This window comes from uncultured Acinetobacter sp. (genome assembly GCF_947626835.1).
Lineage (GTDB): Bacteria > Pseudomonadota > Gammaproteobacteria > Pseudomonadales > Moraxellaceae > Acinetobacter.
On the sequence record NZ_CANQTS010000036.1, the window covers coordinates 1 to 25,508 of the forward strand.

Below are 25,508 nucleotides of genomic sequence, written 5' to 3' on the forward strand. Positions count from 1 at the left end.
TTTTGTGTGTAGGCTTCTTCATTTGGAAATTATATCGCTGAAAAACCCTTTACAGATAGGTTTGTGCAACAAAGCCACTTTAAACTGTAGATGTTGATAACTGATGACATTTGGGATTTGATCAAAATACAAAGCATCTGCATTTAATTCTTCTTGAAAAAGTGGTGTGCCTAATTGGTAATCACTACTTTTTAAGACTACATATTTCACAATTGTTTTCATATGATTGACCTACTTTTGTTGAGCACTTTATTTTTATTTCTAACAGTTTCTTTAGCTAGAAGATAGTGCTTTTTTTTAGATTTGCTTGTTTTTATATCCAAGCATTTGTTTTACTTAGGCTATTTTTAGATTTATTGTCATGATTATGTGACTTAAACTCAAAATACAATGCAATTTGCCTTATCTTAGAAGAAAATTCATTCCAATGATGAAATCTGTATGCTTAAAAAATGTTGTGACTATTTAGAAGATCAGGGTTTAACAATCGCTTTTATTGAAAGTGCTAGCGCTGGCTATTTGGCCAGTCAATTTGCTTTATATAAAAACTCAGGGGCAAAAATTTTACTCGGTGGCCTAGTCTGTTATGACCCATCAGTTAAAGAGCATGTGTTAAAGATTTCAAGAGATTTAATCCAACAACACACGGCTGAATCTTTAGTTGTAACAGAAGAGATGGCACATGCAGGGTCTATGCTTTTCCCCACAGCCGATGTGGTTGTGGCCTGTACAGGTTTATTAAAACCCGGTGGTTCTGCAACATTTGATAAGCCTGAAGGTACATTTTTTGTCAGTATTTCCTATCAAGGTCAAATCACTAGCCAACATTATTACTTTAAACATAGCCCAAGTTTACGCTTAAATGCCTTAATCTCAGCAGTATGCCAACAATTACTGGCGCTCTTACAACCAGAAATTTTGCTTGCATCATGTGAGTCGACTTAAGCGCATGTATTACAGCACTTGGGGCAGCTAAACTACAGTAATCAGGTGATTTTTTTGCTATGATCAAATTTCTGCTTGTTTTGCCTTTTGACCTGTTATTGTGACGCCTATGTCTGATTTTGAGCAACTAGACCCTTTACGTGATATCCCACATACCAAACGTGGTCACGAACGTTGTATGGCCTTGTTGCTTAGTGCCAATCGTTTGTTTTTAGAAAAAGGTTATGATGCTGTGTCACTGGATGATATTGTTAATCATGCTGGTGGTTCCAAAGCCTCGATCTATAAGTATTTTGGCAACAAAGAGGGTTTGTTCACAGCCATTTGTGATTATCGACGTGAGCAATTTTTCAAAGATATTAGCCTACCGTTTACTCAAGCAGATCAAAACTTAAAGCATTATTTGATTGATACCTTAATTCGCTTCTATCAGCATATTATTCAGCCTGAAAATGCCGCTTTTTTACGTTTAATTTTAGAACAAAGTCAACGTAACATTGAACTTGCGGTGTATATTCATGAACAAGGACCGAAAGAAATTCAGCACAGTTTGGCCCAAGCCTTACAAATTGCGCATGACCGTGGCTTAATTGTTTGTCCAAATCCAATTTATTCTGCTCAAATGTACTTTGGTATTTTAAGAAATTTAGAATGGCGGGTGTTGCTCAATCTTCCTGTACCGCATAATGATGCAGAAATTGATCAAGAAACCATCAATTACATCAATTATTGCGTTGATGTGTTCCTAGGCGGTCATCAAAAGGTCTAGTTTTTTTGCAATTTCATCTGCATATAGTATATTAATCGATTCCCTATTTTTCGTTTAACCAACCAACAACTAATTGTTGTTTCCTTGGAAACTAAGCAATTATTGTGGAGTAACGCATGGCTCTACGTCACTTTTTAACTTTACGCGACTTATCGACTTTAGAATTGAACCAAATTGTGCAACGCGGTATCGAACTTAAGCGTATGCAGCATAATAACCAAGTGTTCCAACCGTTTACCGGCAAAGTCATGGGCATGATTTTTGAAAAATCGAGCACACGTACCCGCGTTTCGTTTGAAGCAGGCATGAGCCAGTTTGGCGGCAGTGCAATTTTCTTGTCATCACGCGACACACAATTGGGTCGTGGTGAGCCAATTGAAGATTCAGCACGGGTTATTTCAAGCATGCTTGATATTGTGATGATTCGTACCTTTGGTCATGACATTGTAGAGCGCTTTGCATCTTATTCTACCGTGCCTGTTATCAATGCCTTAACTGATGATCATCACCCTTGCCAATTGTTAGCCGATGTTCAAACCTACGTAGAACATCGTGGTTCAATTGAAGGTAAAACGGTGGCTTGGATTGGTGATGGCAACAATATGTGTAATTCATATATTGAAGCTGCACATATGTGGGGCTTTAACCTTAAAATTGCAGCGCCAAAAGGTTATGAGCCACAAGAAAAGTTCTTAAATGAATTTGCACATTGTGTTGAATTGGTCGGCTCGGCTGAAGATGCTGCGGTCAATGCAGATTTGATCGTGACTGATGTATGGGCCAGCATGGGTCAAGAAGAAGAGCAAAAAATCCGTGAAAAAGCTTTTGCTGATTATCAAGTCAATGAGCGTCTCATGGATCTTGCCCATGCCGACTGCTTATTTATGCATTGCTTACCTGCGCATCGTGGTGAAGAAATTTCTGAGAATATGCTCGATCACAAAAATGCTGTGGTGTGGGATGAAGCAGAAAACCGTTTACATGCACAAAAAGCCTTGGTTGAGTTTTTACTTAATGAGAACTTAAAAAAAGACTAAGCAAGACTTAAGTTATGTATAAAAAAGCATCCAGTTGGATGCTTTTTTTATTTTTTAAGGCATAATGCCATAAGCCCCTTGCCTTGGTGATGTCATGCATTTTTTGAAAAAATCCCTTATTTTAAGCCTAAGTTTATTTGTAACCTTGCCTGCTCTGGCCACTGAGTTTGATCAATATTTACAACAACAACAGATTCTTGATCAAAACTTTAAAATCAAAGACAGTACACAGCTCAATGCGCTTTTAAATGTATTAAGTGCCGAAGATTCACGCACTTTGCCTTTACAGATTGATCAAAATACTGTGATTGAACAGTTAAAACTTAAAAGTGATATGACTGAGCTGAAAGGGCTGATTGTGACACCTGATTTTGCCCAATTTGAACGTGATTTGGGGCCTAAAGAGGTACATGAGTTCATTCAACGTAACTTAAGTCAAAACTGCGATATTTTCTTTGAACATGAATATCAGCGCGTTAATCCATACCGAGTGGTACTAAATTTAAGTTCGCAACAACAGCAATATCAGGTTGAGCTACAACGTGAAGACTGCGCCCTTTAACGCACCAAGCCTTGGGGCTGCAAAATAATCACTAAGGCACCAGCAATCACCACTAAGCCGCCTAAAATATCCCAACGGCTTAAGCTTACACCATCAATGTACTTTAACCACATCAGGGCTGTAGCAATATAAATCCCACCATAAGCGGCGTAGATACGCCCTGAGGCTGCCGGATGTAGGGTCAATAACCACACAAAGGCGATGAGTGCCAATGCCGTAGGTAACCACAGCCATTGCGATTTATTTTGTTTTAAAATCAAATAAGGGAAATAGCAACCTAAAATTTCCATCACCGCTGTGACAAAAAATAGTCCTAATGTACTTAATAATTTACCAATCTGAATATCCATAACATCTTCTATTTGTGTGCATAAAAAAACCCATGCGAACATGGGTTAATTCATTACACAATTGATTACGCTGGTTCTGCTGTTTGGTCTTCAAACACTTCAAGTTTAAGACCCACAGCCTTACCGTTTTCTTTTTTCACTGAAACTGCAACATTACCACCATGATCAGCTAGCTCACCAAACAAGATCATTTCAGCCAATGGTTTTTTCAAATGCTCTTGAATTAAGCGTTGCATTGGACGTGCACCCATTAAGCGATCATAGCCGTTTTCGACCATCCATTCACGTGCATCTTGGTCGACATCGAGTACTACGCGTTTATCGTCTAGCTGTGCTTGTAACTCAGTTAAGAATTTATCCACTACACTTTCGATCACTGTGGTTGGCAGTGCTTGGAATTGAATGACGCTGTCTAAACGGTTACGGAATTCAGGCGAGAATGCTTTTTTCATGGCATCGGTATTGTCTTTACTGTTGTCTTGCTCTACAAAACCAATGCTGGTGCGTGAAATACTCTCAGCACCCACGTTTGTGGTTAATACCAAGACTACATTACGGAAATCAGATTTACGACCATTGTTATCAGTCAGTGAACCATGATCCATAATTTGTAAGAGCAAGTTAAAGACATCTGGATGCGCTTTTTCAATTTCATCTAACAACAAAACACAATGCGGATTTTTATGAATTGCGTCGGTGAGCAAACCACCTTGGTCAAAACCCACATAGCCCGGAGGTGCACCAATTAAACGCGATACCGCATGACGTTCCATATACTCAGACATATCAAAACGTACCAGCTCTACACCTAATAATTTCGCCAATTGCTTGGTGACTTCGGTTTTACCCACACCGGTTGGGCCTGCAAAAACAAAGCTACCTACGGGTTTATCTGGTGATTTTAGCCCTGCACGAGACAATTTAATGGCCGATGCAAGTGCTTCAATGGCTTCATCTTGACCAAACACCACACGTTTTAAATCGCGCTCCAAGTGACTAAGTACAGTTTTGTCATCTTTAGACACTGTTTTAGGTGGAATACGAGCAATTTTAGAGACAATATCTTCGATATTTTCTACGCTAATTACCGTGTCATCTTGTTCGGCTTTTAAACGACGCTGTGCACCGGCCTCATCAATCACATCAATGGCTTTATCAGGTAAAAAACGATCGTTAATAAATTTCGCTGACAATTCAACCGCTGCAATTAAAGCTGCATCGTCGTATTGCACATGATGAAAATCTTCAAACTTAGACTTTAAACCGCGTAAAATATCAATGGTTTCATTAATAGAAGGTTCATTGACATCAATTTTTTGGAAACGACGCGCAAGTGCATGGTCTTTTTCAAACACCTGACGATACTCTTGGAAAGTCGTTGAACCAATGCAACGTAAAGTCCCATTAGACAATGCTGGCTTAATTAAATTTGATGCATCCATGGTGCTGCCCATGCTTGAGCCTGCCCCAATAATCATGTGAATTTCGTCAATAAATAATATTGCCTCAGGTTTTTTCTTCAATGCATTGAGCAATTGTTTTAAGCGTTTTTCAAAATCACCACGGTACTTAGTACCTGCCACTAAAGCACCAATATCCAGGCTATAAATTTCAGCATTGGCCAGTGGTTTAGGTGCTTTACCATTGACAATCAGCCATGCTAAACCTTCAGCAATTGAGGTTTTACCTACACCTGGATCACCCACCAATAGCGGGTTATTTTTACGACGACGACATAAAATTTGCGCGGCACGTTCAATTTCTTTTTCACGGCCAATTAAAGGATCGGTTTTGCCCTTTTGTGCCTCAATGTTCAAGTTGGTGGCATATAGCTCGAGTGGACCTGCATTGGCAGCACTGCTGCTGTCACCTTCGACTTCTTCTGTTTCTTCTTCAGGTTGTGCTTCTTCTTTACGCGCACCATGTGAGAGGTATTGGGTTAAGGTCAGACGGTTAATTTGATGACGTTTGAGTAAATACACTGCAAAGGCATCACGCTCTGAATACATCGCCACTAAAATATCAGCGCCCTCTACAGTACGGTCACCACCGCTTGACTGCACATGGAAAATAGCACGCTGTAAAATGCGGTCAAAACTTTCTGTTGGATGTGGCGCTTGCTCGGCGTGTTCACCCAATTTTGGCGTATGCTGCTCGATATATTCTTCTAATTCTTTACGGAGCACAATAATGTCAGCACCGCAGGCTTTTAACGCAGTAACCGCAGAATCGTTATCCAGTAAGGCCAATAATAAATGTTCAACCGTTAGGAACTCGTGGCGTTTTTGACGAGCCATGCTAACAGCTAAGCGTAGTGATACTTCTAATTGACGACTGAGCATGCAACCCCCTTAACTTTTTGGCTCAATTTGACACAATAATGGGTGTCCTTGAGCTCTAGCGTAATTATTGACTTGGTTGGCTTTGGTTTCTGCAATGTCTCGCGGATAGACCCCAGCTACACCTTTTCCTTCATAATGTACTGTTAGCATTACTTGTGTTGCTTGGTCAAGGTTCATTGCAAAGTATTGTTGTAAAATTTCGATTACAAAGTCCATCGGGGTGTAATCATCGTTGAGTAACAACACCATGTACAAAGGCGGTCGTTTTAGCTCAGGTGGTGCGGTTTGTACTGCAATATCACCGTCGTGTTCATCTTGTTGCGGGCCATCACCTAAGCGTGGCATAAGATGCCAATCAATGAGACCTGATTGTTCAAAGGTGGCTTGGATGTCATGGACGCATAAACGACGCTGATTAGTTCGCATAAGACTCATATTCACAGTTATTGGGCATTGGCTTCGACTTGAGGGATCTCTGAGACAAACGCAGAGGGAGATTCAATCGCTTGACCACGTGACCAACCAAAACGCTTGGTGACAGGGGTCGAACCGGTCAAACGAACTTCAATAAATTGTGGGCTAAAGCCTTTTGGCATGGTCCAACGTCCAGTTAAGCGCTCGAAATGTTCAAAACCAAATTGGGTGGCTTCTAAAGGCACGCTGAGCACTTCTGTGCCTTGAATTAAACGCAGCTCTACATTCCCCACAGCACGGAGATTATTGGGACTGACCTGAACCAAATCAATCTGATATTCATACACATTTTCAGGCAGCGATTTAATGCCTAAGTTTTGAATAGTTAAGCTTAAGCCACCACGCTGTTTAAGGACTTCACGGTAAATGGCATTCATGCCTTCTGCTTGTTGCTGATTGGCTTTGGCTTGATTTAACGCGTTGTATAAATCATTAGAGTTGGTGACGGCTACATCCCGTTCTTGAATCGCTGCATTTAAACTTTTATTTAAAGCTTCTAAACTGGCTTTTTGTTTTTGTACCACGTCAACCAATTGTTCGGCATCGGCATCATAACCTGTCACGGTTAAACCTTGGCGATGTCCAACTGAATAGGCTAAAAAACCACTACCCAGCATTAAAATGGCTGCACCTATCACCAATGGAAGATTGCCTTGTAACATCGGTTTTGGTGTTGTTGTATTTGAGTCGGTGTCTTGCATGCTGATCTCTTGGGTCAATTAAAGCCAAACACACCCATTTAACGGGAATTTTAGATGGGTGTGAAGGGCTAAAACGTGTTTTATGGTAATAAACCAATGCCTGTTAATCCGGCACTTTCAGTTAAACCAAACATTAAGTTCATGTTTTGTACAGCCTGACCTGCAGCGCCTTTCACTAAATTATCTTGAGCAACCAAAATAATCAGTTTTTGCGGTTGTGGACGGTATAAGGCAATACGTAATTGATTAGCTCCACGCACTGAACGTGTTTCAGGTGAGCTACCTGCTGGCATCACGTCTACAAATGCTTCATTGGCATAAAACGCTTCATATAAGCTTTGTAAATCTGTCGCTTGACCTTGTTCAGTTAAGTCGACGTAAATGGTGCTTAACATGCCACGAATCATTGGCACTAAATGTGGCACAAATACAATGTGATCGAATACACCACGTTGACCTGAGATCTGTTCTAAGGCTTCCACAATTTCAGGATGATGACGATGACCCGATACACCATAGGCTTTAAAATTATCAGCATTTTCTGAATAGATCATCCCAAGGCTGGCTTTACGCCCTGCCCCTGAGACACCCGATTTAGCGTCAATAATAATACTTTCAGGTTTAACCAAGTCTTGTGCTTTTAAGACGGGTGCTAAACCTAGTTGTACTGTGGTTGGGTAGCAGCCCGGATTACCAATCACATTGGCTTGCTTGATTTGTTCACGGTTTAGCTCTGATAAACCATATACCGAATCTTTTAAGATCTCAGGGCAGGCGTGTTCTAAACCATACCACTTTTCAAACTGCTCAAGATTTTGCAAACGAAAATCTGCAGCTAAGTCAATCACTTTGGTATTGGAGGCCACGAGTTCTGCAGCATGTTTCATTGCAACGCCATGTGGGGTTGCAAAAAACACCACATCACATTGCTTTAATTGTTCAATATTTAAATCTGAATAACAAAGATCGGTGTGGCCACGTAAGCTTGGGAACATGTCATCCACACGGCGACCGGCTTCGGTACGTGAGGTTAACAGTGTGACTTGCACATCCGGATGACGTAACAAAAGACGTAATAATTCAACGCCTGTATATCCTGTACCACCTACAATTCCGACAGTAATCACGTGCACAACCTCAATTTATCTCGTTGGTTTTCATCAAGACTTAGTATGACAGGAACTTGATTTTTTCAAAACCATTTCAGCAGGCTTTGTCTTGATTTCATCCAATAAATTGCCATGTCATATTAAAGGCATCATAAAAGCGCAACTTTTCAGCCTAATATGTAGCGCTCAGTGTATTAAAAAACATAAGGCTGCTGTTGTTTAAGTTGCTGGCGATGTAGCTGATAGTGTGGGTCAAACTGCTCAACCAATTGCCAAAATTGTGCGCCATGATGCATATAACGGGTATGGCACAGTTCATGTATACAGACATAACGCACCAATCTAGCTTCACAACATACCAAAGCACTACTGAGCATAATATTTTGCACAGATGAACAACTGCCCCAGCGGGTTTTGGCTTGACGAATGGTACAGTTTTGATAATTGAGACCAATCTCTTGACTAATACTGTGTAAAAATTGCGGTAAATGTTGCTTGGCATAGGCAAAGCTAAAGGCTTTGAGCGCTGCCTGTGGCTGGGCTTGATCTACGTATAACTGTTGGTCTTTAAAAATGAAAAGTTTGGCTTGTGCTTGATAGACAATAGCAATGGCTTGCGGCTGATTAAAAAGGCGAATGCAGCTGGGCAATTGAGTTTGAAGATGTTGTTGTTTTTGCCATGCTTGCTTGAGCCATATCTGTGACGATGCAATAAAGGCTTGAATTTGTTTTTGGGTGCATTGTATAGGAGCACTCAGCGCAATTTTATCGGGATAAACACGTAAAGTTAAACGCTTGGCCCGTGCAGAGCGGCGAATATGGATATCAGGCAACATACTTAAGCGATCTTAAAAGGGCTTTCCTCTGCTCAACAAGGGAAAGCTTGATTTATTAAACCGCAGTACGTTCTTCGATACCGTTATCGGTTGCCACCACTGCAATATCGGCTTTGTTCAGCGCAAAAATACCATTACACACCACACCCGGAATGTCATTAATGGTTTTTTCAAGCTCTAAGGCATTTAAGATATTAAGGTTATGTACATCTAAAATGACATTGCCGTTATCTGTCACAACACCTTGACGATACACAGGGTCGCCGCCTAAAGCTACAATCTTACGTGCCACAGCCGAGCGTGCCATTGGAATCACTTCAATCGGTAAAGCAAACTCAACGCCAAGTTGATTGACCCATTTTGAATCATCCACGATACACACAAACTTTTTCGCAATTGATGCGACAATTTTTTCACGTGTTAGTGCAGCACCACCGCCTTTGATCATATGTAAGTTTTGATCAATTTCATCGGCACCATCGACATAAGCATCTAAATGACCGACTGAGTTCATATCTACAACGTCAATGCCTAATTTACGTAAGCGTTCAGCGGTTGCTTCTGAGCTTGATACTGCAGCTTCAAGTTCTAATTGAGGTAATAACTCAATTAAGAAATTGACTGTACTGCCTGTGCCTACGCCTAAAATACCGCCTTTGGGTAAATGTTTTAGCGCAGCTTGTGCAGCAGCTTTTTTCTTTTCATCTTGGGTGGTATACAGGCTCATGGCTTTACTCGACTAATTTTTGACCTTTGTTGCTGATTTTTCAGCGCAAATGGACAGGGGTTTGTTACAATAAGCCCCTATTTTAAACTGTTAGATGGAAGATTAACATGCTGTCTCGTTTGGTTCGACAAATTTTACAGGCAACCGTTTATGACGTTGCAATCGAAACCCCACTCGAAGCAGCGCCTCGAATTAGTGAGAAGCTCAATAACAACATTCGCTTTAAACGTGAAGATTTACAACCAGTCTTTTCCTTTAAATTGCGTGGAGCTTATAACCGTATTAGTCAATTGTCTAAACAGCAGCTTGAACGTGGTGTGATTACCGCATCGGCTGGTAACCATGCGCAAGGCGTGGCGTTATCGGGGCAAAAATTGGGTATTCGTGCCATTATTGTCATGCCAAAAACTACACCCGACATTAAAGTTCAGGCGGTTAAACGCTTAGGTGGCGATGTGGTGTTACACGGCGACTCATTTGATGTGGCCAACAAATACGCCATTGCTCGTGCTCAAGATGAGGGTATGACCTTTATTCCACCGTATGACGATGAGTTGGTCATGGCGGGTCAAGGCACAATTGCCAATGAAATTTTACGTCAATGGCGTGATGTGGAATATGTGTTTGTGGCGGTGGGCGGTGGCGGCTTAATTGCAGGTGTTGCTGCTTATTTAGGTGATGTTGCACCGCATGTTAAAATCGTTCCAGTTGAATACGAAGAATCAGCATGTTTAAAAGCAGCATTTGAAGCCAATGAGCGTGTGATCTTGCCACAAGTAGGTTTATTTGCTGATGGTACAGCAGTGGCACAAATTGGCGAAAAACCTTTTGAAGTGCTGCAATTACAAAAATCAGATGCCTCAGGTCCAATTGTAGAGCGTGACGTGGTGTTGGTGAATACCGACGAAATCTGTGCTGCCATCAAAGATACTTATGATGAATGCCGTAGTATTGTTGAACCTTCTGGTGCCATGGCCTTAGCTGGGATTAAAAAGTATGTAGAACAACATAACTTACACGGCAAAAATATGGTGTCGATTGTGTGTGGCGCCAACATGAACTTTGATCGCTTACGCTATATTGCCGAACGCACCGAATTGGGTGAGCGCCGTGAAGCCATTTTTGCTGTCACTATTCCTGAAGAAAAAGGCGCTTTCTTAAACTTCTGCCGTGCCCTACAAGGTCGTAATATTACCGAGTTTAACTACCGTGCTAGCGGTGCTTCTGCCGCACAAGTCTTTGTCGGGATTAGTTTAAAAGGCGGTGAAAAAGAACGTCATGACATCTATGATGCGTTAAAACTTAATTATAATGTTGATGATTTATCTGATGATGAAGTGGCGAAATTACATATTCGTTATTTAATTGGTGGTCATGCCGATTTAGCCAACGAGCGTTTATTTAGAGTGGAGTTTCCAGAGCGTCCGGGTGCTTTGCTGACCTTCTTAGAACGTTTAGGTCCAACGCATAATATTACCTTGTTCCACTACCGTAACCACGGCGCAGCTGAGGGACGTGTTTTGGTCGGCTTAGAAGCCAGCGATGCACAACAAAATCCAGATGGTTTGCTTGAAACTTTACAAAGCATTACTTATCCGTATGATGAAGTGACCAATAACTTAGGTTATCAGCGCTTCTTAAAATAATATTAAAAAAAAACCGCCTGCTGATAGGCGGTTTTTTAGTTAAAACCAATTTAACAAGGAAATCCCTAAACCCGCATAGGTTGCACGGTGATTGTAGTCAATCAGGCTTTCACCATAACCATCAAATAATTGAAAATGACCACGTAATTTTCCTTTGATTGGGAAAGCCCAATCAAATTGCACCGCACCGTGTGAGTCACTCCCACCTTGTAAACTGTGACGCAGCATTAAAGAAAAATCATGCTCATTCCAACGATAAAATGCGGTTAAATCGCCACGTCCCACATAGTCATCAATATCAGCATTGTTATCATCTTTACTGTCCTCACTAATGCGATACCAAGGACGTAACATTAAGGCAAAGTTTTCTCGTTCTAAGCCAACATTCAACATCACGCGATTCCAACTACGCGAAAATGGATCAGAACGACCATTGGATTGATGATTGAAGGTTAAACCCAGTAAGCGTCCGCTTAAACCAAAAATTTCATAATTGGTACGAAATATTAAACTCGCCTCAGGTTCATAGTTGGTTTCACGAAAAGGACGTGACTCATCTTCGTTATACACTTGCCAACGTGATGACTGCGTATAGCCTAACCAAACATCGCCATTATCCCCTAAGATATTCTCCATTGCCTTGGTTTTAAAAGACAGTTGGAACTTAGCTTCAGTGGAGTTGAGATTTTGTTCTTCCCCCATTTTTACACTGTTATCAGGATTTGGACTGGTTGGACGTTCATTTGTATTGGTCGTGCTAAACACTGGCAATACATACATGGGTTGATACTCACGTAAGTTCCATGTACCCAACTTACTGTCACCTGCAAGTTCCCAACGTTGATCGAGTAAAGAATGTGATGGATGAATTGGCGCTGCGGCTGTAGGAATCACTGTATCGAGAACTTTTTCAGTTAAACTCACAGCTGCACTGTCTTGAGACACAAGATCAGCTTGTTGTGTTGACGTCACTTTAAAGATTTGATCATAACAAGTTAATCGCTCAGCATTAGAGGTCAAGGCTATACAGGCCGCAGGACTGGCCGGTTGTAGTGTAGTGAGCAATTGATCATTGGCTACAGCACCCAAGCTTAGCATTAAAATGCCAAGCCCAAGTGGTGCACGTTCAAAAGCGGTATACCCCATAAATTTTCCCTTTGTTGTTTTAATTCACTTGGTAAATTTTAAAGCCCAATTCGCTTAATTGCTCACGTTTTGCCATCGGTGCAACCACGGCGCGATCTGGACGTTGATTAACTAAATACTGCTTGGCCACACGCTGTAGGTCATCTAAGGTCACTTTCAGCAATCGCTCACGTAACTGACGACGCAATGCAGGACGACGACCATGTAACAAGGCATAACATGCCGTAATCGCCTCACCTGCTGGTGAACCTGGTTTATCCATACTGGCAATTAAACCTAAAATTGCTTCTTCGATTTGATGCGGTTGTTGTGCGGCATTTAATAACCAATCAATTGAAGCATTAAAATCAGCAAATGTTTCTGCTAAACGTGGATCACGGTAGCTATAGAAACGGAACGAACAGGCATTACCATCGTAGCTTGCGCCACCGCCATAAGCGCCGCCTTTTTCACGAATTGCACTATGTAAGAAGCCATTACGTAAATATGCTGCCAACACCATCAGTGCTGCAGCATCAGGATGCGAAACTGGCACAACAGGATAAGCAGCCGCACAGAACTGTACATTGGCTTGCACCAACCATGCTTGATCATCATTGCTCTCTTCGGTGGTCTTTTCCTGTTTTAACGCAATTGGGGTACGGTCAATGACCACTTTATCCCAAACCTGCTGAATCTCTTCAACTAAATGGTCGGATTGCTGCTCTTCACACACCAATAAAAATTGTTTTGGTGCTTGTAATAACGTGCGATGAATGGCTTTGAGCTCATCAATCAAATTGTTGTAGCTAGCTTCATCATTTAAGCTGGCAACTAAATCACTTAACCAATTTAATGCACCTAAACCTGTATTTTGGTAATCACGTTGCGCCAAAGCACTATGCTGACGTCCTGCAATTTGCATGGCATAACTGTGACCGGCATCTGATACACGCGCCTGCCAACGGGTTTTACGCTGTTGCAGTAACTCAATAATACGGTCTTTCTCATCAAAGCGTAGTTGTTCAAAGGCCAATTTTAATAAGCCAATGGCACTTAAATTATTCACCAACGATTTGGTGGTCAGCGTCAACCATGCGCTGATTTTACCCGCATCATCGGCTTTAGAACGTAAAGAAGCACCCATACCTAAACCACCACTTACCGCAGTTTGCAGTTGTTGCAGTTCAAGATAGTCATACTCACCTGCGCCGACTTCACCCATTAAAATAGACAACAAGTTAAAGTACGGTGACTGCACCACAGCATCCGGAATCTGTACCAATACTTGTTGGTAGTAAATACCGTTGGTGCCTGCATGATAAAGATTTAACGGTGTATCTAAACCATTGCTGATGATTTCACGCAATTGACCTTGGACAATATGTAAATCTGCCGGTACATCGGCTAAACCGACTTTTGGCAATAAATTTAAATCATCTGGAGTGTCTTGGCGTAGGTTTAAAGCTTCAGTTTGCGCAATAATCTGTGCTTTTTCTGCTTCAGTTAAACTGGCAGCAATGGCAGCTAAACGCGCTTTTTCTGCTTCTTGTAAGTCTTTAGATTTATTCGCATCTGGCACCAAGGTCATTTGTACACGATGCGGGTTATCAATCAAATAGGTTTTTATCAGATTCGGCAACCACATTGGGTCTTTAAGTTCTTCTTTCACCGCAGCAATGGCACTGTCTACATCCCAAACCACCACAGGGTCACTATGATGAATCGCGCTGCTTAAACCATTTAAAATCAAACTTAAACCATACGGCATACCGTCGCCATTGATTTCACGTTGGTGTAATTCAATTTGATGTAAAATTGCATCCACGACATCTTGATTGACCGGTTGTGCTGCTACATCGTTTAACACCTCCAACACGCCTTGTTTAAAACTTTCTGCATGTTCAGGGTTTGAACCTTGAATACCGCAATAAAAGGTCATTTCAAAGTTAGAATCATCCACGCCCATTAAAGGACCTGTCGATTGTGCATAGCCGCAGGTTTCTAAATAATGACGCAGTGGCGATGCCGAATCTTCTAATAAAATCCCCTCAACTAAGCGCATACCTAAGCGCAACTTCACATCACTTGCTTGTGGCAATAACCATGACATGACATGGTAGGTCTTGTCGGTTAAATCTTCTGAATCAAGGGTATAGCTTTCAGTCACTTCAATTGGTGCTGTTAAGCGAGTTTCAGGGGTTGAATGCAGCGTTTCGCCTTTGTCAAATTTCGCCAAAGCCAAAGTTTCAAATTGCGCTTGTAAATCATAGGCCGATTGATTACCAAAGGTCATAAACACTGCATTACTTGGATGATAATGCGATTGGTAAAACGCCAATAATTCGTCGTAAGTTAAATCTGGAATATCTTTAGGATCACCACCTGAATTGTAGTGATAAGTGGTCTGCGGGAACAAATGCTGTGCCAATTGGTGATAAAGCTGATCGGTTGGCGAACTCATCGCACCTTTCATCTCATTAAATACCACGCCTTTGTACACCGGCTCACCATTTTCAAGCTCAATGCGAATGCCTTCTTGGGCAAAATCCAAAGGATTTAAATTGGCTGCAAAGGCGGCATCTAAATACACTTCAAGTAAGTTTTGAAAGTCTTTTTTATTTTGCGTCGCAAATGGATAAGCTGTCCAATCTGCTGCGGTAAAGGCATTCATAAAGGTATTTAAAGAGCGGCGGATCATTAAGAAAAACGGGTCACGTACCGGAAATTTCTCTGAACCACACAACGCCGTGTGCTCTAAAATATGCGCCGCGCCTTTGGAATCCATCGGTTGGGTACGAAATGCAACCAAAAATACATTTTCGTCGTGGTCGGTGGCCAAGTGATAATGCACCGCACCGGTGACGATATGTTGATATTCAGCCACAAAAATATCTAAGGCTTCAACATGGTGTTGACGTACCAACTGAAACGCAGGATGTACAGTAGGGGTTTGAGTTTCAGTGACATCTACAGTCATGTGATCTCCAAAAAAATATATAAAAAATGGTCTTCATTATAGCGACACTTCAGCGCAAAAATCACAGCTCAATCAGCGCAATTCTCTCAAGATTAAGCAACATTGGTCGAATATTTGTTCACAATCTGTAATTACTCGGTGTTTAAGCTTGGCTTGAATTTTATCAAGCACGCTATATCCTGCTTGGACAATCATGTAAAATACGGTTTTTCTTATTAAATGTGAATGTAAAGACATGGCAACTGTTGATCTTTTTGCAATTGGCAATGCATTAATTGACCAAGAATTTAAAGTTTCTGATGCGTTTTTAGTCGAACACAACTTGCAAAAAGGCACGATGCAATTGACTGATGGCGACACACAAGCCGCTTTATATCGCAAATTGCAAGCGAGCCAAACTTACAAAGGTCAAGCAGCCGGCGGTTCAGCAGCCAATACCACGGTTGCCTTTGCAGCGTTGGGTGGTACAGCATTTTATGGCTGCCGCGTGGGTAATGATGATTTAGGTCGCATTTACTTAGACGGTTTAAGCGAAGCGGGCATTCAAACCACACAAAAATCAGTCAGCGATGGCGTCACTGGTACCTGTATGGTGTTGGTCAGCCCTGATTCTGAACGTACCATGCACACTTATTTAGGCATCACCGCTGAATTATCTGCACAGCAAATTGATTTTACCGCGCTTGAAACAGCACAATGGTTGTATATTGAAGGTTATCTGTCGACCAGTGATACAGCACGTGTGGCAGTTCAACAAGCCCGCACGATTGCCAGAGCCAATGGTGTTAAAATTGCGTTAACCTTATCTGATCCTGCCATGGTGCAATATGCACGCCAAGGTTTAGATGAATTACTTGATGACGGCGTAGACCTTTTGTTCTGTAATGAACAAGAAGCTTTAATGTACACTCACACCGACAACCTTGAGGCAGCACTTGCAGCTTTACGTTTAAAAAGCCACATGGTGGTGATCACTTTAAGTGAAAAAGGTGCCTTGATTGCGACCCAAGATGAGCAATTTAATGTTGCAGGTCGTCAAGTGCTTGCCGTAGATGCCAATGGCGCAGGCGATGCCTTTGCTGGTGCATTTCTTTATGCCTTAAATGCTGATTTAGGTTTACAAACTGCAGCAGAATTGGCTATTTTAGTTTCAAGTCAAGTGGTATCACAATTTGGACCACGTTTAGCTTTAACAGATTACGCTCAACTTCTTCACACACTGCAACAGGACCCTGCCTAATGCAAAAGATTTGCATGACCGAAGATATTCCAGAACGCGAAGCGCGCGCTTTTGATTTAGACAACGGCGACAAAATTTTTATCACACAACGTGATGGCAGTTTTTTTGCGTATCAAAATCTATGCCCGCACTTGCAAGTAGAACTTGAATTTTTAGAAAACCAATTTCTAGACCGTGAGCAAGAATATATTGAATGTTCCACCCACGGCGCACTGTTTTTAGTGGAAAGTGGTGAATGCGTGTCAGGTCCTTGCCAAGGTCAAGCCTTAGAAAAAGTCGTGATTAGCGTACATTCTGATGGCGGGATTTATCTTGCGCTAGACGCTTAAGGTGATGAGCATGCTTGAGCTATTGTCGAACTTAGACTTAATGCCTTTTCATTTAAGTTTGGTGATGCTGTCTAGCTTAAGCGTGCTTGAATTGATGGGCTATTATGTTAAAGCCCCGCCAAGTGTCTGGCTACAACGCTGTATTCCTCAGCAACTCCGCAATGCCCCTTTGTTAGATGTCAAATTTTCTAAACTGCTGATTGTGGTTTTTTTACTGATGAATTTTAGCTGTGCAGGCTATGCGTTACAGTTTGCCATTTATTCTCAGCAAAATAGTTTTGCCGCTTTTTATTATGTGGTATTCCCTGCGCTGATTTTGGCGATATTTTTTACCGCTTTTATGATTCATTGTTTGGATCAAGTCCTACCGCCACAACCGCATTTATTAGAACCTGATTTACTGGGTCGCTTAGCCACCTTAAGTGAAAAATCACGTCCAAGTTTCCCCGCACAAGCACGCGTTCGTGATCAAGGGGGGCGCTTACATGTGGTCAAGGTAGAACCTGAATTTGGCGAATTAGAACAAGAAAGCCAAGTGATTTTAATCCGCATGAAACGTGGTCACTATGTGGCTAAAAAAATTGCCCCCTCGAAACCCTTATTAACGATCAGCAGACCACACAATGTGTCTTAATTTTCGCCAAACATACTATTAAACCCTACTTTTCACATGAATTTTAATTAGACTACAACTTTACGTTATAGAGCATAAAGATGTTCGGTCAATTATTGAAAAGTGTTACTGATTTAGGTGTAGATGCCTTATGGCAACAACACGGTCAACAGATTCAAAGCTTGGTGGCACAGCAACTTGTCAAAGTGGCTGAAGATAAACTCAATCAAGAAAATGAATTAAGGGCCTTGGTCAACCAAGCGTATGGCATGTTGCCACAGAACATTACAGCGTTATTGCCTAGTGATGTCATTGTAAGCAAAATTTTAGAAAATAAAGAGGTGATTTTAAGCCAAGTACAAAAATTACGTACTCAGGCTTAAACAAAAAAATCCAGACACTTGATCTGGATTTTTTTATTTCTAGCATTAAATAAAGACGTTAGATCGGTTCAAACGGTGCCACAACATCGGCATTTTGCGCACGATGACGCATAAAATGATCCATCAGCACAATTGCAAGCATCGCTTCTGCAATTGGGGTTGCGCGTACACCCACACATGGATCATGACGACCTTTGGTCAATACATCAGTATCTTCACGATCAAGATTAATGGTTTTACCCGCTGTGGTAATTGAGGCTGTTGGTTTTAAAGCAATCGCAACACGAATGTCTTGACCACTTGAAATACCGCCTAAAATACCACCCGCATGATTGGCTAAGAAACCATGACTGGTCAGCTCATCACGGGTTTCATGCCCAAATTGCTCTGCCACGCCAAAACCATCACCAATTTCAACGCCTTTTACCGCATTAATTGACATCATGGCATGCGCGATATCAGCATCCAAACGATCAAAGACTGGCTCACCCCAACCTACAGGGACATTTTGCGCAATAATTTCAAGTTTTGCACCACAACTTGTGCCTTGCTCACGTAAACTGGTCACCAAAGCTTCAAAACGTGGCACAGCATCCACATCACCACAGAAAAATGGGTTATTCGCTACTTCATTCCAATCCAATGTGTTAGCTTTTTCCGTGCCAATTTGCGTGACATGGCCACGAATTAAAATACCAAACTTTTCGCTTAAATATTTCTTTGCAATCGCACCGGCAGCAACACGCATTGCCGTTTCACGCGCACTTGAACGACCGCCACCACGATAATCACGGAAACCGTATTTATGCGTGTAGGTGTAGTCGGCATGATTAGGACGGAAAGTTTGCGCAATATTGCCGTAATCTTTTGATTTTTGGTCGGTATTACGGATCAATAAACCAATCGATGTACCTGTGGTTTTGCCTTCAAACACGCCTGAGATAATTTCAACTTCATCGGGTTCTTTACGTTGGGTGGCAAACTTAGAGGTGCCCGGCTTACGACGGTCTAAATCTTGCTGTAAGTCAGCAGCAGACAATTCAATCCCCGGTGGCACGCCATCGACAATCGCCATCAGGCCTACACCATGCGATTCACCGCAAGTCGTTACACGGAACAGTTGTCCAATACTATTACCTGCCATGTTCAACGACTCCTTTATGCTTGAACAGATTGAATAAATAGATCACGGTACTCACGGCATTGCGCTGCAGTAAGCGCAAAAATCCCTGTGCCACCTTTTTGAAATTGTAACCAATGGAAATCAACGGTATTGAAGTTTTGGCGCATAGCCCATTCTGAGTTGCCCACTTCAATCACAATTAAACCATCTTCAGTTAAGTAATCTGTTGCTTGCGCTAACATTTTACGCACCAAATCCAAACCGTCTTGACCTGCAGCCAACGCCATTTCTGGCTCATGGTGGAATTCATCCGGTAAATCCGCCATGTCTTCTGCATCTACATACGGCGGGTTAGACACAATCAAATCATATTGATTTTCAGCAGGAATCTTGGCAAATAAATCCGATTCCATTAATGCAATTTGATATTGCTTGTTGTGGTGTTCTGCGTTGATTGAAGCCACTTCAAGTGCATCTTTTGACAAGTCTGTCGCATCGACTTCTGAATCAGGGAAGGCATAGGCCAAAGCAATTGCGATACAACCTGAACCTGTGCACATATCTAAAATACGTTGTGGTGTTTTTGGTTGCGGGTTGCTTGGTAAGTTATTCAGCGCTTCGCCCATTTGACCGTTTTCGCCTAAGCAATACGGTGCAAAACGGTTTTCAATTAATTCTGCAATCGGTGAACGTGGAATTAAAACACGTTCATCGACGTAAAATGGTTTGCCAAAGAAATAAGATAAGTTGAGCAAATAAGAAGTTGGCACACGTTCATTAATACGGCGCTCGAGTAAACTTAAAAATTCAGCTTTTTCACTGGCAAGTAATTTGGCATCTAAAATTTCTGCATCGGCTTTCCAATCTAATGAAAGCGTTTGTAATACCAAAGCTGAACTTTCAGCAAAATAATCTTCTGTACCTTGACCTAAATGCGCATCGTATTGACGTAATGCTGTGACACCAAAACGAATAAAATCACGAATAGTGACAAGTGTTTCAGCGGCTTCCTGCAAATGTTCAGGGCTAATTGTCGGTCGATCCACTTAAGGTTTCTCCAAGGTTAATTTTTTAAAACGCTCTATGATACCTTGTTTTAGTGGCTTTTTCGCCCATCTGTAAACAAAAAATCCAAGTGTATACGATGAGCTTTTTAACGCGTATGTCTTCTTTTATAAAAGCGAGGCACGGTGTCTTTGATGTGGCTTTAGTTTTAAACCGCAATCCAATCAACAGCTAAAAAATTCATATGCATGGATAAAAAGCTTAAATACTAGACATTCAAACACTTAACTCAGCATAGCATTTTATTATCTGTCGTTATCTGTAAATCCTCAAGCAGTCGCTGCAAAAGCATTTTATCTTGATCCCATACGCATTATGCAAACCATCGGCTTTAGCTTGGTTAAGCCAAGCTGTGTTTATTGATTGATTTTATTTAAAAGGGATCACATGTTTTATATTCGAACGCTGTTGCTGGCTGCCATTACCACTTTGGGTTTAACTGGCTGTAACTGGCAAGGCTCATCAACAACTCAAAAAGTAGCAAATTTAGATCATTTGGCGATTGGCTATCAAAAATCTTCTTTAAGTGCGATTACCTTAAAATCTGACCCGACTTTACTCAAAAAACATTTCCCTCATACCCATATTGAATGGAAAGAATTTCCTGCTGGTCCACAATTGTTAGAAGCACTTGCGGTCGGCTCAGTAGATTTTGGCCTAGTGGGCAATACACCACCGCTGTTTGCACAAGCAGGTAACAAAAAATTGCTCTATGTGGCCTATGAACATTATTATCCCAAAAGTTTAGGCTTATTAGTGCATCAAGATAGTTCAATTCAAGATCTGCAACAGCTCAAGGGTAAACGTATTGCCTTACAACGTGGCTCAAGCGCCCATGATTTACTTGATCAAGTTTTACGACGGGCCAACTTAACATGGCAAGACATCAAGCCAATTTGGCTAGCCCCTGCCGATGCACGGGCTGCATTTGAACAAAAAAGTATAGATGCATGGATGATTTGGGAGCCGTTTCAATCGGTTGCGCTACAAGATGGCAAGGCTCGCGTCCTGACAGATGCACAAACGTTTGCACCCAGTTATTCATTTGTAATGGCGCATCCTGAATTTATTCAACAGCATCCACAGGCAGCCGAGCAATATATTGCTGCGGCCAATGATGCAGCCAAATGGGTGGTTAAGCATCACCATAAAGCAGTGCAACTTTATAGCCAAGCGATTGGCGTACCTATTGATCTTGCCGATATTGTGGTAAAAAAACGTGAGCAACCCACGCTTTTATATCCGATCAATCATGATGTGCTTCGTGCACAGCAACAGATTGCCGATCGCTTTAGTGCCGAAAAGCTAATCCCTCAAAACATAAAGGTCGCTGAGTTTGTCTCTTCAGCAACCCCCTAACATCAAGCTCAGGCAGCAGCCTACGGGCTGCTTAACGCACATTCAATCCATGTTTATTGGGCAGCAATTGAATTTTCATGTCTTGATAAAATTTCAGCCGTGAATCTTGTGGATCACTGCGTACTTTGGCAAAAAAATGATCATCGGCAAATAATTGTGCATAAGTTTTATAACCCAACTCTAAGGTTTGCGCTTTATGACCTTGTTGTTCAAATTCGGCAACCAAACGGTTAATTTTTTTAACATCCACATCCGACATACTCTTCTCCTCATTAAGATGATGTTTTAGTTGTAGAGCCTGTTGTTGACAAAGCGATGACAATGGCTTGATTTTATAAGGCAATCCCCCATATCAAGCCATATCTCGATTTAAATTCACCTTTATGAGCTATAAACATAACGATTTAATGGCGATGCGTGAGCAGTATTGGCAAGATCAATCTGCGCACGTACTTACCGAAAAAGCTGCTTTACAGCAGTTACTCAGCACACTTGAGGTGATGCCACAACCAAGCCTTGAAGATGCTAAATATGTGTTTTTTCATCTGCCAAGTGCAATTATATTACAAGGCTATGCATTGGGTTTTTCGCATCCTAAAGTCACCAGCTTAATTAGCGCATTTATTGAAACACATAAAACCCAACTGCGTGTTCAACAAGGCTTAAAAATCCGCTTCCGTGGTTAAGCTTGTTTTAAGTTATGTCAGTTAAATGTTGCCTTGTTTCATTTGAACTTTTTTAATACGTTCAGACAGGTTAATATCCTTTATAATCAATTTTTTCTGCGAATCATTGCTTCTTCAAGGAATCTACATGTCAGATCAGCACGATAAGCTTAAACAACTTAAAACCTCCTCTATGGATCGACGCTTATCGATCGCCAAGGCTTCGCTCTTGGCGGGAACACGTTGGGCAGCGTCAAGTGCCAGCTCAATGTTTGCCAGTGAAGCAGAAAAAGAAAAAAAACGTAAGCAAGCCATGAAAGAACAAGCCGACTATTTAGTGGCAGAGATTGGCAAACTCAAAGGCTCGATTGTGAAAATTGGCCAAATGATGGCGCTGTATGGCGAGCATTTTTTACCTGAAGAAATTACCCAAGCCTTAAATACCTTAAATAACCAAACGGTGGCTTTAGATTGGCCTGCGATTAAAACCCAACTGCGCAGTCAATTGGGCAGTCAATTAGATGATCTTACCATTGACCGTGAACCGCTAGGCACGGCTTCCCTTGCTCAAGTGCACCGTGCAGTACGTAAATCAGACGGTTTAGAATTGGTGCTCAAAGTACAATATCCGGGTGTGGCCGATGCCATTGATTCGGATATGAGCTTGTTCAAAAACATGCTTAAACTGACCCGCATGGTGCCACAAACCCGTGAATTTGATCAGTGGTTTGACGAAGTACGTGACATGATGCACCGTGAAGTCAATTACGATATTGAAGCCGCCACCACGCGCCGTTTTGCTGCACGTTTGCAAGATGATCCACGTTATATTGTACCCACAATCATTGACCAATATTGCACCAACCGCGTGCTCTGTATGACTTTTGAACGTGGTGTGCCAATTAATAGTCCAGTGATGCTATCTTTGCCACAAGAGCGTCGTAACCGACTAGGTGAAGCCTCTCTTGAAATTGCAGTCCGTGAGATCTTTGAGTGGGGCGAAATGCAAACCGACCCAAACTTTGGTAATTATTTGGTGCGTTTAGCAGAAGACGCACAAGGTCTTGATCAAATTGTGTTACTCGATTTCGGTGCGATTCGTCAATTTGACCAGCATTTATTGGGTATGGCGCGCAATTTAATTAAAGCGGGTTATCACCATGACCCGATGGCCATGGTCAATGCCATGCGCGGTTATGACTTTTTTGATGCCATTCCTGAAAATTTAAAACCCGATATGGCAAAAGTATTTTTATTGGCAACAGAAGCATTTAGCAGCTTTGACAATAACAAACAAATTCCTGAAGGGGTCATGCAGATGGATAACCGCTATGATTGGAAAAAAAGCCAATTACATAGTCGGGTGATGCAGCAGGCATCTAAATCTATGGCATCGCGTTATTTTAGTGTGCCACCTAAAGAGTTTATGTTTATTAGCCGCAAATTCATTGGGGCTTATACTTTTATGACTGTCATTGAAGCCAAAACCAATGTGCATGGCATGATTCAAAAATATGTTTAAAAGTGTTTAAATCATCAAGAGATGCTCAGCATCTCTTTTTTTATGAGTAGTATGATGTATTTTCTTCGTCCTATACAAACCCAAGATGATGCTGCTTTAGCCGCAATTATTCGTCAAGTCTCGCAAGAATATGGTTTAGCGCCTGAGTCAGGCTTTGCTGTAGCAGACCCAATCTTGGATCATTTATCTGCTGTGTATCAAGCGCCTCTGTGTCAATACTGGGTGGTAACTGATGCGCAAGGTCGCATTTTTGGCGGTGGTGGTATTGCACCATTACAAGGTGCGCCAGATATCTTAGAAATACAGAAAATGTATTTTTTATCCGAAATTCGTGGACACGGTCTGGCTAAACAAATTTTACAACACGCCTTTGATTTTGCAAAAAACCACGGCGTAAAAGGTATCTATTTAGAAACCACAGCATGTTTAAAAGAAGCAGTGCATTTGTATGAAGGTGTTGGCTTTGAGTATTTAGAGGCACCGCTTGGCAATACTGGTCATAGCGCGGCTTGCGAAATTTGGATGCTTAAACCACTGTAAAATAAGCCCGCAGTTGCGGGCTTATTTGCTTAAAAGGCAAACTTTAAGTTGACATAATACTGCTCTAAGCGAGGATCGGAAAATTTGCTTAAGTAAGTATTGGTCATGTCTTTTTGTGCTTCACCAAATAGGTTTTTAATCCCAAAACTTAACTCAGGCGAACCGTATTTGCCCAAATTTGTCGCGTAACGTGCGTAAATATCATGATACATCTGCGCCTGTACGGTATCTTGGCCTTGTAATAAAATGGCCGTTTCATTTTTTAGATCATATTCGCCATAATATTGCATCGCCCACCCAAAACCCCACGCTTGCGTGGCTTGTAAAAATGCCGAAGCATTCAAGCGATGCTTTAAAGGGCCGGCATCGGTATTGGGATCATTTAAATAACTGGTGGCGGCTTTACCCAATTGTTCTTGCTGATTGTATTTTTCAGTCCATGTATAGCCAGCGGTTAAATTCAGCTCGCCCAACGACGTGCTCATGTCATATGAAATTTGCGTATCAATACCACTGGTTTTTAACCATAAGGCATTAAAGGGTGTGGTGATCACAGTTTGTAAATTGCCATGGGCATCACGAATCACTCGATCAGCATAACTGCCATCTTGGGCATTGGCATCTAAAATTGCCTGCGCACCTAAGCTTGTAATGTTGTTATCTTTTTCAATATTAAAGTAGTCAATACTCCAACGTAAGCCCGGCCATGCTTGTGGGGTGATCACGACACCTGCCCCAAAACTGGTGGCAGTTTCTGGGCTTAAATCTGGATTACCACCCGCTGTGGTATACAGATCAACCGCTTGATGATGGAGTGGATCAATCACTTGGCTTTGTGTACTGGATAATTCTTGATCTGACAGTTGTGCTGCGGTAGGCACAATAAAGCCTTTACTGTATGAGCCACGCAGCATCAGGCTATTATTGGGTGCTAAACGAAAACCGAGTGTTGGTGAGGTTTGGCTAAAACTGCCGCTATTTTCAATACGATAACCTGAGTTCGATATAAAAAAAGAGTAGAAAAAAAGCCCTGTTTTTGTAACATATTGGTTCTCAAGACAAAATG

General features: G+C 41.7%; 27 protein-coding genes. 13 read left to right on the forward strand and 14 right to left on the reverse strand.

The features are described from left to right. Positions 1 to 18: 18 nt before the first annotated feature. Positions 19 to 222 (reverse strand): hypothetical protein, encoded by a 204-nt coding sequence (locus tag Q0Z55_RS11215; RefSeq protein ID WP_297428591.1) that lies wholly within the window; start codon positions 220 to 222, stop codon positions 19 to 21. Positions 223 to 441: 219 nt separating this feature from the next. On the opposite strand from Q0Z55_RS11215, the gene Q0Z55_RS11220 reads away from it, so the two are divergent. From Q0Z55_RS11220 to Q0Z55_RS11235, 4 genes are all read left to right on the forward strand, one after another. After that, on the forward strand, positions 442 to 945 hold the full coding sequence (locus Q0Z55_RS11220) for a CinA family protein (protein ID WP_297428593.1): 504 nt from the start codon (positions 442 to 444) through the stop codon (positions 943 to 945). A 109-nt stretch (positions 946 to 1,054) separates the two neighbouring features. Then, positions 1,055 to 1,714: a TetR/AcrR family transcriptional regulator gene (locus Q0Z55_RS11225; RefSeq protein WP_297428596.1), complete on the forward strand. Its 660-nt coding sequence runs from the start codon at positions 1,055 to 1,057 to the stop codon at positions 1,712 to 1,714. Between the two features lie 116 nt (positions 1,715 to 1,830). After that, positions 1,831 to 2,751, forward strand: coding sequence for an ornithine carbamoyltransferase (gene argF, locus Q0Z55_RS11230; RefSeq protein WP_297428599.1), 921 nt, complete (start codon positions 1,831 to 1,833; stop codon positions 2,749 to 2,751). Between the two features lie 94 nt (positions 2,752 to 2,845). Beyond that, complete coding sequence (locus Q0Z55_RS11235) at positions 2,846 to 3,313, forward strand: hypothetical protein (RefSeq protein ID WP_297428602.1); 468 nt, start codon at positions 2,846 to 2,848, stop codon at positions 3,311 to 3,313. On the opposite strand, the gene Q0Z55_RS11240 is transcribed toward Q0Z55_RS11235, so the two are convergent. The 7 genes from Q0Z55_RS11240 to rpiA all read right to left on the reverse strand — a co-directional run bounded on the left by Q0Z55_RS11240 (position 3,310) and on the right by rpiA (position 9,852). After that, the gene (locus Q0Z55_RS11240) at positions 3,310 to 3,663 is read right to left on the reverse strand and encodes a YnfA family protein (RefSeq protein ID WP_297428604.1); all 354 of its coding nucleotides are present in this window, start codon (positions 3,661 to 3,663) and stop codon (positions 3,310 to 3,312) included. The genes Q0Z55_RS11235 and Q0Z55_RS11240 overlap by 4 nt on opposite strands. A 65-nt stretch (positions 3,664 to 3,728) precedes the next feature. Beyond that, complete coding sequence (gene clpA / locus Q0Z55_RS11245; RefSeq protein WP_297428607.1) at positions 3,729 to 6,005, reverse strand: ATP-dependent Clp protease ATP-binding subunit ClpA; 2,277 nt, start codon at positions 6,003 to 6,005, stop codon at positions 3,729 to 3,731. Positions 6,006 to 6,014: 9 nt separating this feature from the next. After that, a complete protein-coding gene (gene clpS / locus Q0Z55_RS11250; protein WP_297428610.1) occupies positions 6,015 to 6,431 on the reverse strand; it encodes an ATP-dependent Clp protease adapter ClpS in 417 nt (138 codons plus the stop codon). 17 nt (positions 6,432 to 6,448) lie between these two features. Continuing rightward, a complete protein-coding gene (locus tag Q0Z55_RS11255) occupies positions 6,449 to 7,180 on the reverse strand; it encodes a DUF6776 family protein (RefSeq protein WP_297428613.1) in 732 nt (243 codons plus the stop codon). 80 nt (positions 7,181 to 7,260) lie between these two features. After that, positions 7,261 to 8,313, reverse strand: coding sequence for an N-acetyl-gamma-glutamyl-phosphate reductase (gene argC, locus Q0Z55_RS11260; RefSeq protein WP_297428616.1), 1,053 nt, complete (start codon positions 8,311 to 8,313; stop codon positions 7,261 to 7,263). 170 nt (positions 8,314 to 8,483) lie between these two features. Next, positions 8,484 to 9,125: a SprT family zinc-dependent metalloprotease gene (locus Q0Z55_RS11265; RefSeq protein WP_297428619.1), complete on the reverse strand. Its 642-nt coding sequence runs from the start codon at positions 9,123 to 9,125 to the stop codon at positions 8,484 to 8,486. A gap of 55 nt (positions 9,126 to 9,180) precedes the next feature. Further along, positions 9,181 to 9,852, reverse strand: coding sequence for a ribose-5-phosphate isomerase RpiA (gene rpiA / locus Q0Z55_RS11270; RefSeq protein ID WP_297428622.1), 672 nt, complete (start codon positions 9,850 to 9,852; stop codon positions 9,181 to 9,183). A 107-nt stretch (positions 9,853 to 9,959) separates the two neighbouring features. On the opposite strand from rpiA, the gene ilvA reads away from it, so the two are divergent. Then, positions 9,960 to 11,498 (forward strand): threonine ammonia-lyase, biosynthetic, encoded by a 1,539-nt coding sequence (gene ilvA, locus Q0Z55_RS11275; protein ID WP_297428625.1) that lies wholly within the window; start codon positions 9,960 to 9,962, stop codon positions 11,496 to 11,498. A 39-nt stretch (positions 11,499 to 11,537) separates the two neighbouring features. Here ilvA and Q0Z55_RS11280 read toward each other — a convergent pair whose 3' ends face one another. Both Q0Z55_RS11280 and Q0Z55_RS11285 read right to left on the reverse strand, forming a co-directional pair. Further along, on the reverse strand, positions 11,538 to 12,644 hold the full coding sequence (locus Q0Z55_RS11280) for a phospholipase A (RefSeq protein WP_297428628.1): 1,107 nt from the start codon (positions 12,642 to 12,644) through the stop codon (positions 11,538 to 11,540). 19 nt (positions 12,645 to 12,663) lie between these two features. Next, entirely contained in the window at positions 12,664 to 15,603 is a 2,940-nt protein-coding gene (locus tag Q0Z55_RS11285) for an insulinase family protein (RefSeq protein ID WP_297428631.1), read from the reverse strand. A 235-nt stretch (positions 15,604 to 15,838) separates the two neighbouring features. Here Q0Z55_RS11285 and Q0Z55_RS11290 point away from each other — a divergent pair, with 235 nt between their 5' ends. The 4 genes from Q0Z55_RS11290 to Q0Z55_RS11305 all read left to right on the forward strand — a co-directional run bounded on the left by Q0Z55_RS11290 (position 15,839) and on the right by Q0Z55_RS11305 (position 18,168). Beyond that, positions 15,839 to 16,843: an adenosine kinase gene (locus Q0Z55_RS11290; RefSeq protein ID WP_297428635.1), complete on the forward strand. Its 1,005-nt coding sequence runs from the start codon at positions 15,839 to 15,841 to the stop codon at positions 16,841 to 16,843. A 14-nt stretch (positions 16,844 to 16,857) separates the two neighbouring features. Beyond that, positions 16,858 to 17,172 carry a Rieske (2Fe-2S) protein gene (locus Q0Z55_RS11295; RefSeq protein WP_297428664.1) on the forward strand — a complete coding sequence of 105 codons (315 nt, stop codon included), beginning with the start codon at positions 16,858 to 16,860 and terminating at the stop codon, positions 17,170 to 17,172. A gap of 10 nt (positions 17,173 to 17,182) precedes the next feature. Continuing rightward, positions 17,183 to 17,806, forward strand: a complete 624-nt coding sequence (locus Q0Z55_RS11300) for an OB-fold-containig protein (RefSeq protein WP_297428638.1) — start codon at positions 17,183 to 17,185, stop codon at positions 17,804 to 17,806. An 80-nt stretch (positions 17,807 to 17,886) separates the two neighbouring features. Beyond that, positions 17,887 to 18,168, forward strand: a complete 282-nt coding sequence (locus Q0Z55_RS11305) for a hypothetical protein (protein WP_297428641.1) — start codon at positions 17,887 to 17,889, stop codon at positions 18,166 to 18,168. A 58-nt stretch (positions 18,169 to 18,226) separates the two neighbouring features. Here the strand turns inward: Q0Z55_RS11305 and aroC are convergent, their stop codons facing one another. Both aroC and prmB read right to left on the reverse strand, forming a co-directional pair. Next, complete coding sequence (gene aroC, locus Q0Z55_RS11310) at positions 18,227 to 19,312, reverse strand: chorismate synthase (RefSeq protein WP_297428643.1); 1,086 nt, start codon at positions 19,310 to 19,312, stop codon at positions 18,227 to 18,229. A gap of 14 nt (positions 19,313 to 19,326) precedes the next feature. Beyond that, positions 19,327 to 20,337 carry a 50S ribosomal protein L3 N(5)-glutamine methyltransferase gene (prmB, locus tag Q0Z55_RS11315; RefSeq protein WP_297428646.1) on the reverse strand — a complete coding sequence of 337 codons (1,011 nt, stop codon included), beginning with the start codon at positions 20,335 to 20,337 and terminating at the stop codon, positions 19,327 to 19,329. Positions 20,338 to 20,743: 406 nt separating this feature from the next. On the opposite strand from prmB, the gene Q0Z55_RS11320 reads away from it, so the two are divergent. Continuing rightward, positions 20,744 to 21,715, forward strand: coding sequence for an aliphatic sulfonate ABC transporter substrate-binding protein (locus Q0Z55_RS11320; RefSeq protein ID WP_297428649.1), 972 nt, complete (start codon positions 20,744 to 20,746; stop codon positions 21,713 to 21,715). Between the two features lie 31 nt (positions 21,716 to 21,746). Here Q0Z55_RS11320 and Q0Z55_RS11325 read toward each other — a convergent pair whose 3' ends face one another. Beyond that, positions 21,747 to 21,974: a hypothetical protein gene (locus tag Q0Z55_RS11325; RefSeq protein ID WP_297428653.1), complete on the reverse strand. Its 228-nt coding sequence runs from the start codon at positions 21,972 to 21,974 to the stop codon at positions 21,747 to 21,749. 124 nt (positions 21,975 to 22,098) lie between these two features. Here Q0Z55_RS11325 and Q0Z55_RS11330 point away from each other — a divergent pair, with 124 nt between their 5' ends. The 3 genes from Q0Z55_RS11330 to Q0Z55_RS11340 all read left to right on the forward strand — a co-directional run bounded on the left by Q0Z55_RS11330 (position 22,099) and on the right by Q0Z55_RS11340 (position 24,442). Then, a complete protein-coding gene (locus Q0Z55_RS11330; protein ID WP_297428655.1) occupies positions 22,099 to 22,401 on the forward strand; it encodes a hypothetical protein in 303 nt (100 codons plus the stop codon). Positions 22,402 to 22,528: 127 nt separating this feature from the next. Further along, positions 22,529 to 23,902 carry an AarF/ABC1/UbiB kinase family protein gene (locus Q0Z55_RS11335; protein ID WP_297428658.1) on the forward strand — a complete coding sequence of 458 codons (1,374 nt, stop codon included), beginning with the start codon at positions 22,529 to 22,531 and terminating at the stop codon, positions 23,900 to 23,902. 54 nt (positions 23,903 to 23,956) lie between these two features. Continuing rightward, positions 23,957 to 24,442, forward strand: coding sequence for a GNAT family N-acetyltransferase (locus Q0Z55_RS11340; RefSeq protein ID WP_297428667.1), 486 nt, complete (start codon positions 23,957 to 23,959; stop codon positions 24,440 to 24,442). A 29-nt stretch (positions 24,443 to 24,471) separates the two neighbouring features. Here Q0Z55_RS11340 and Q0Z55_RS11345 read toward each other — a convergent pair. After that, positions 24,472 to 25,508 (reverse strand): TonB-dependent receptor (locus tag Q0Z55_RS11345; protein WP_297428661.1); only part of this gene is annotated, 1,037 nt, incomplete at its 5' end.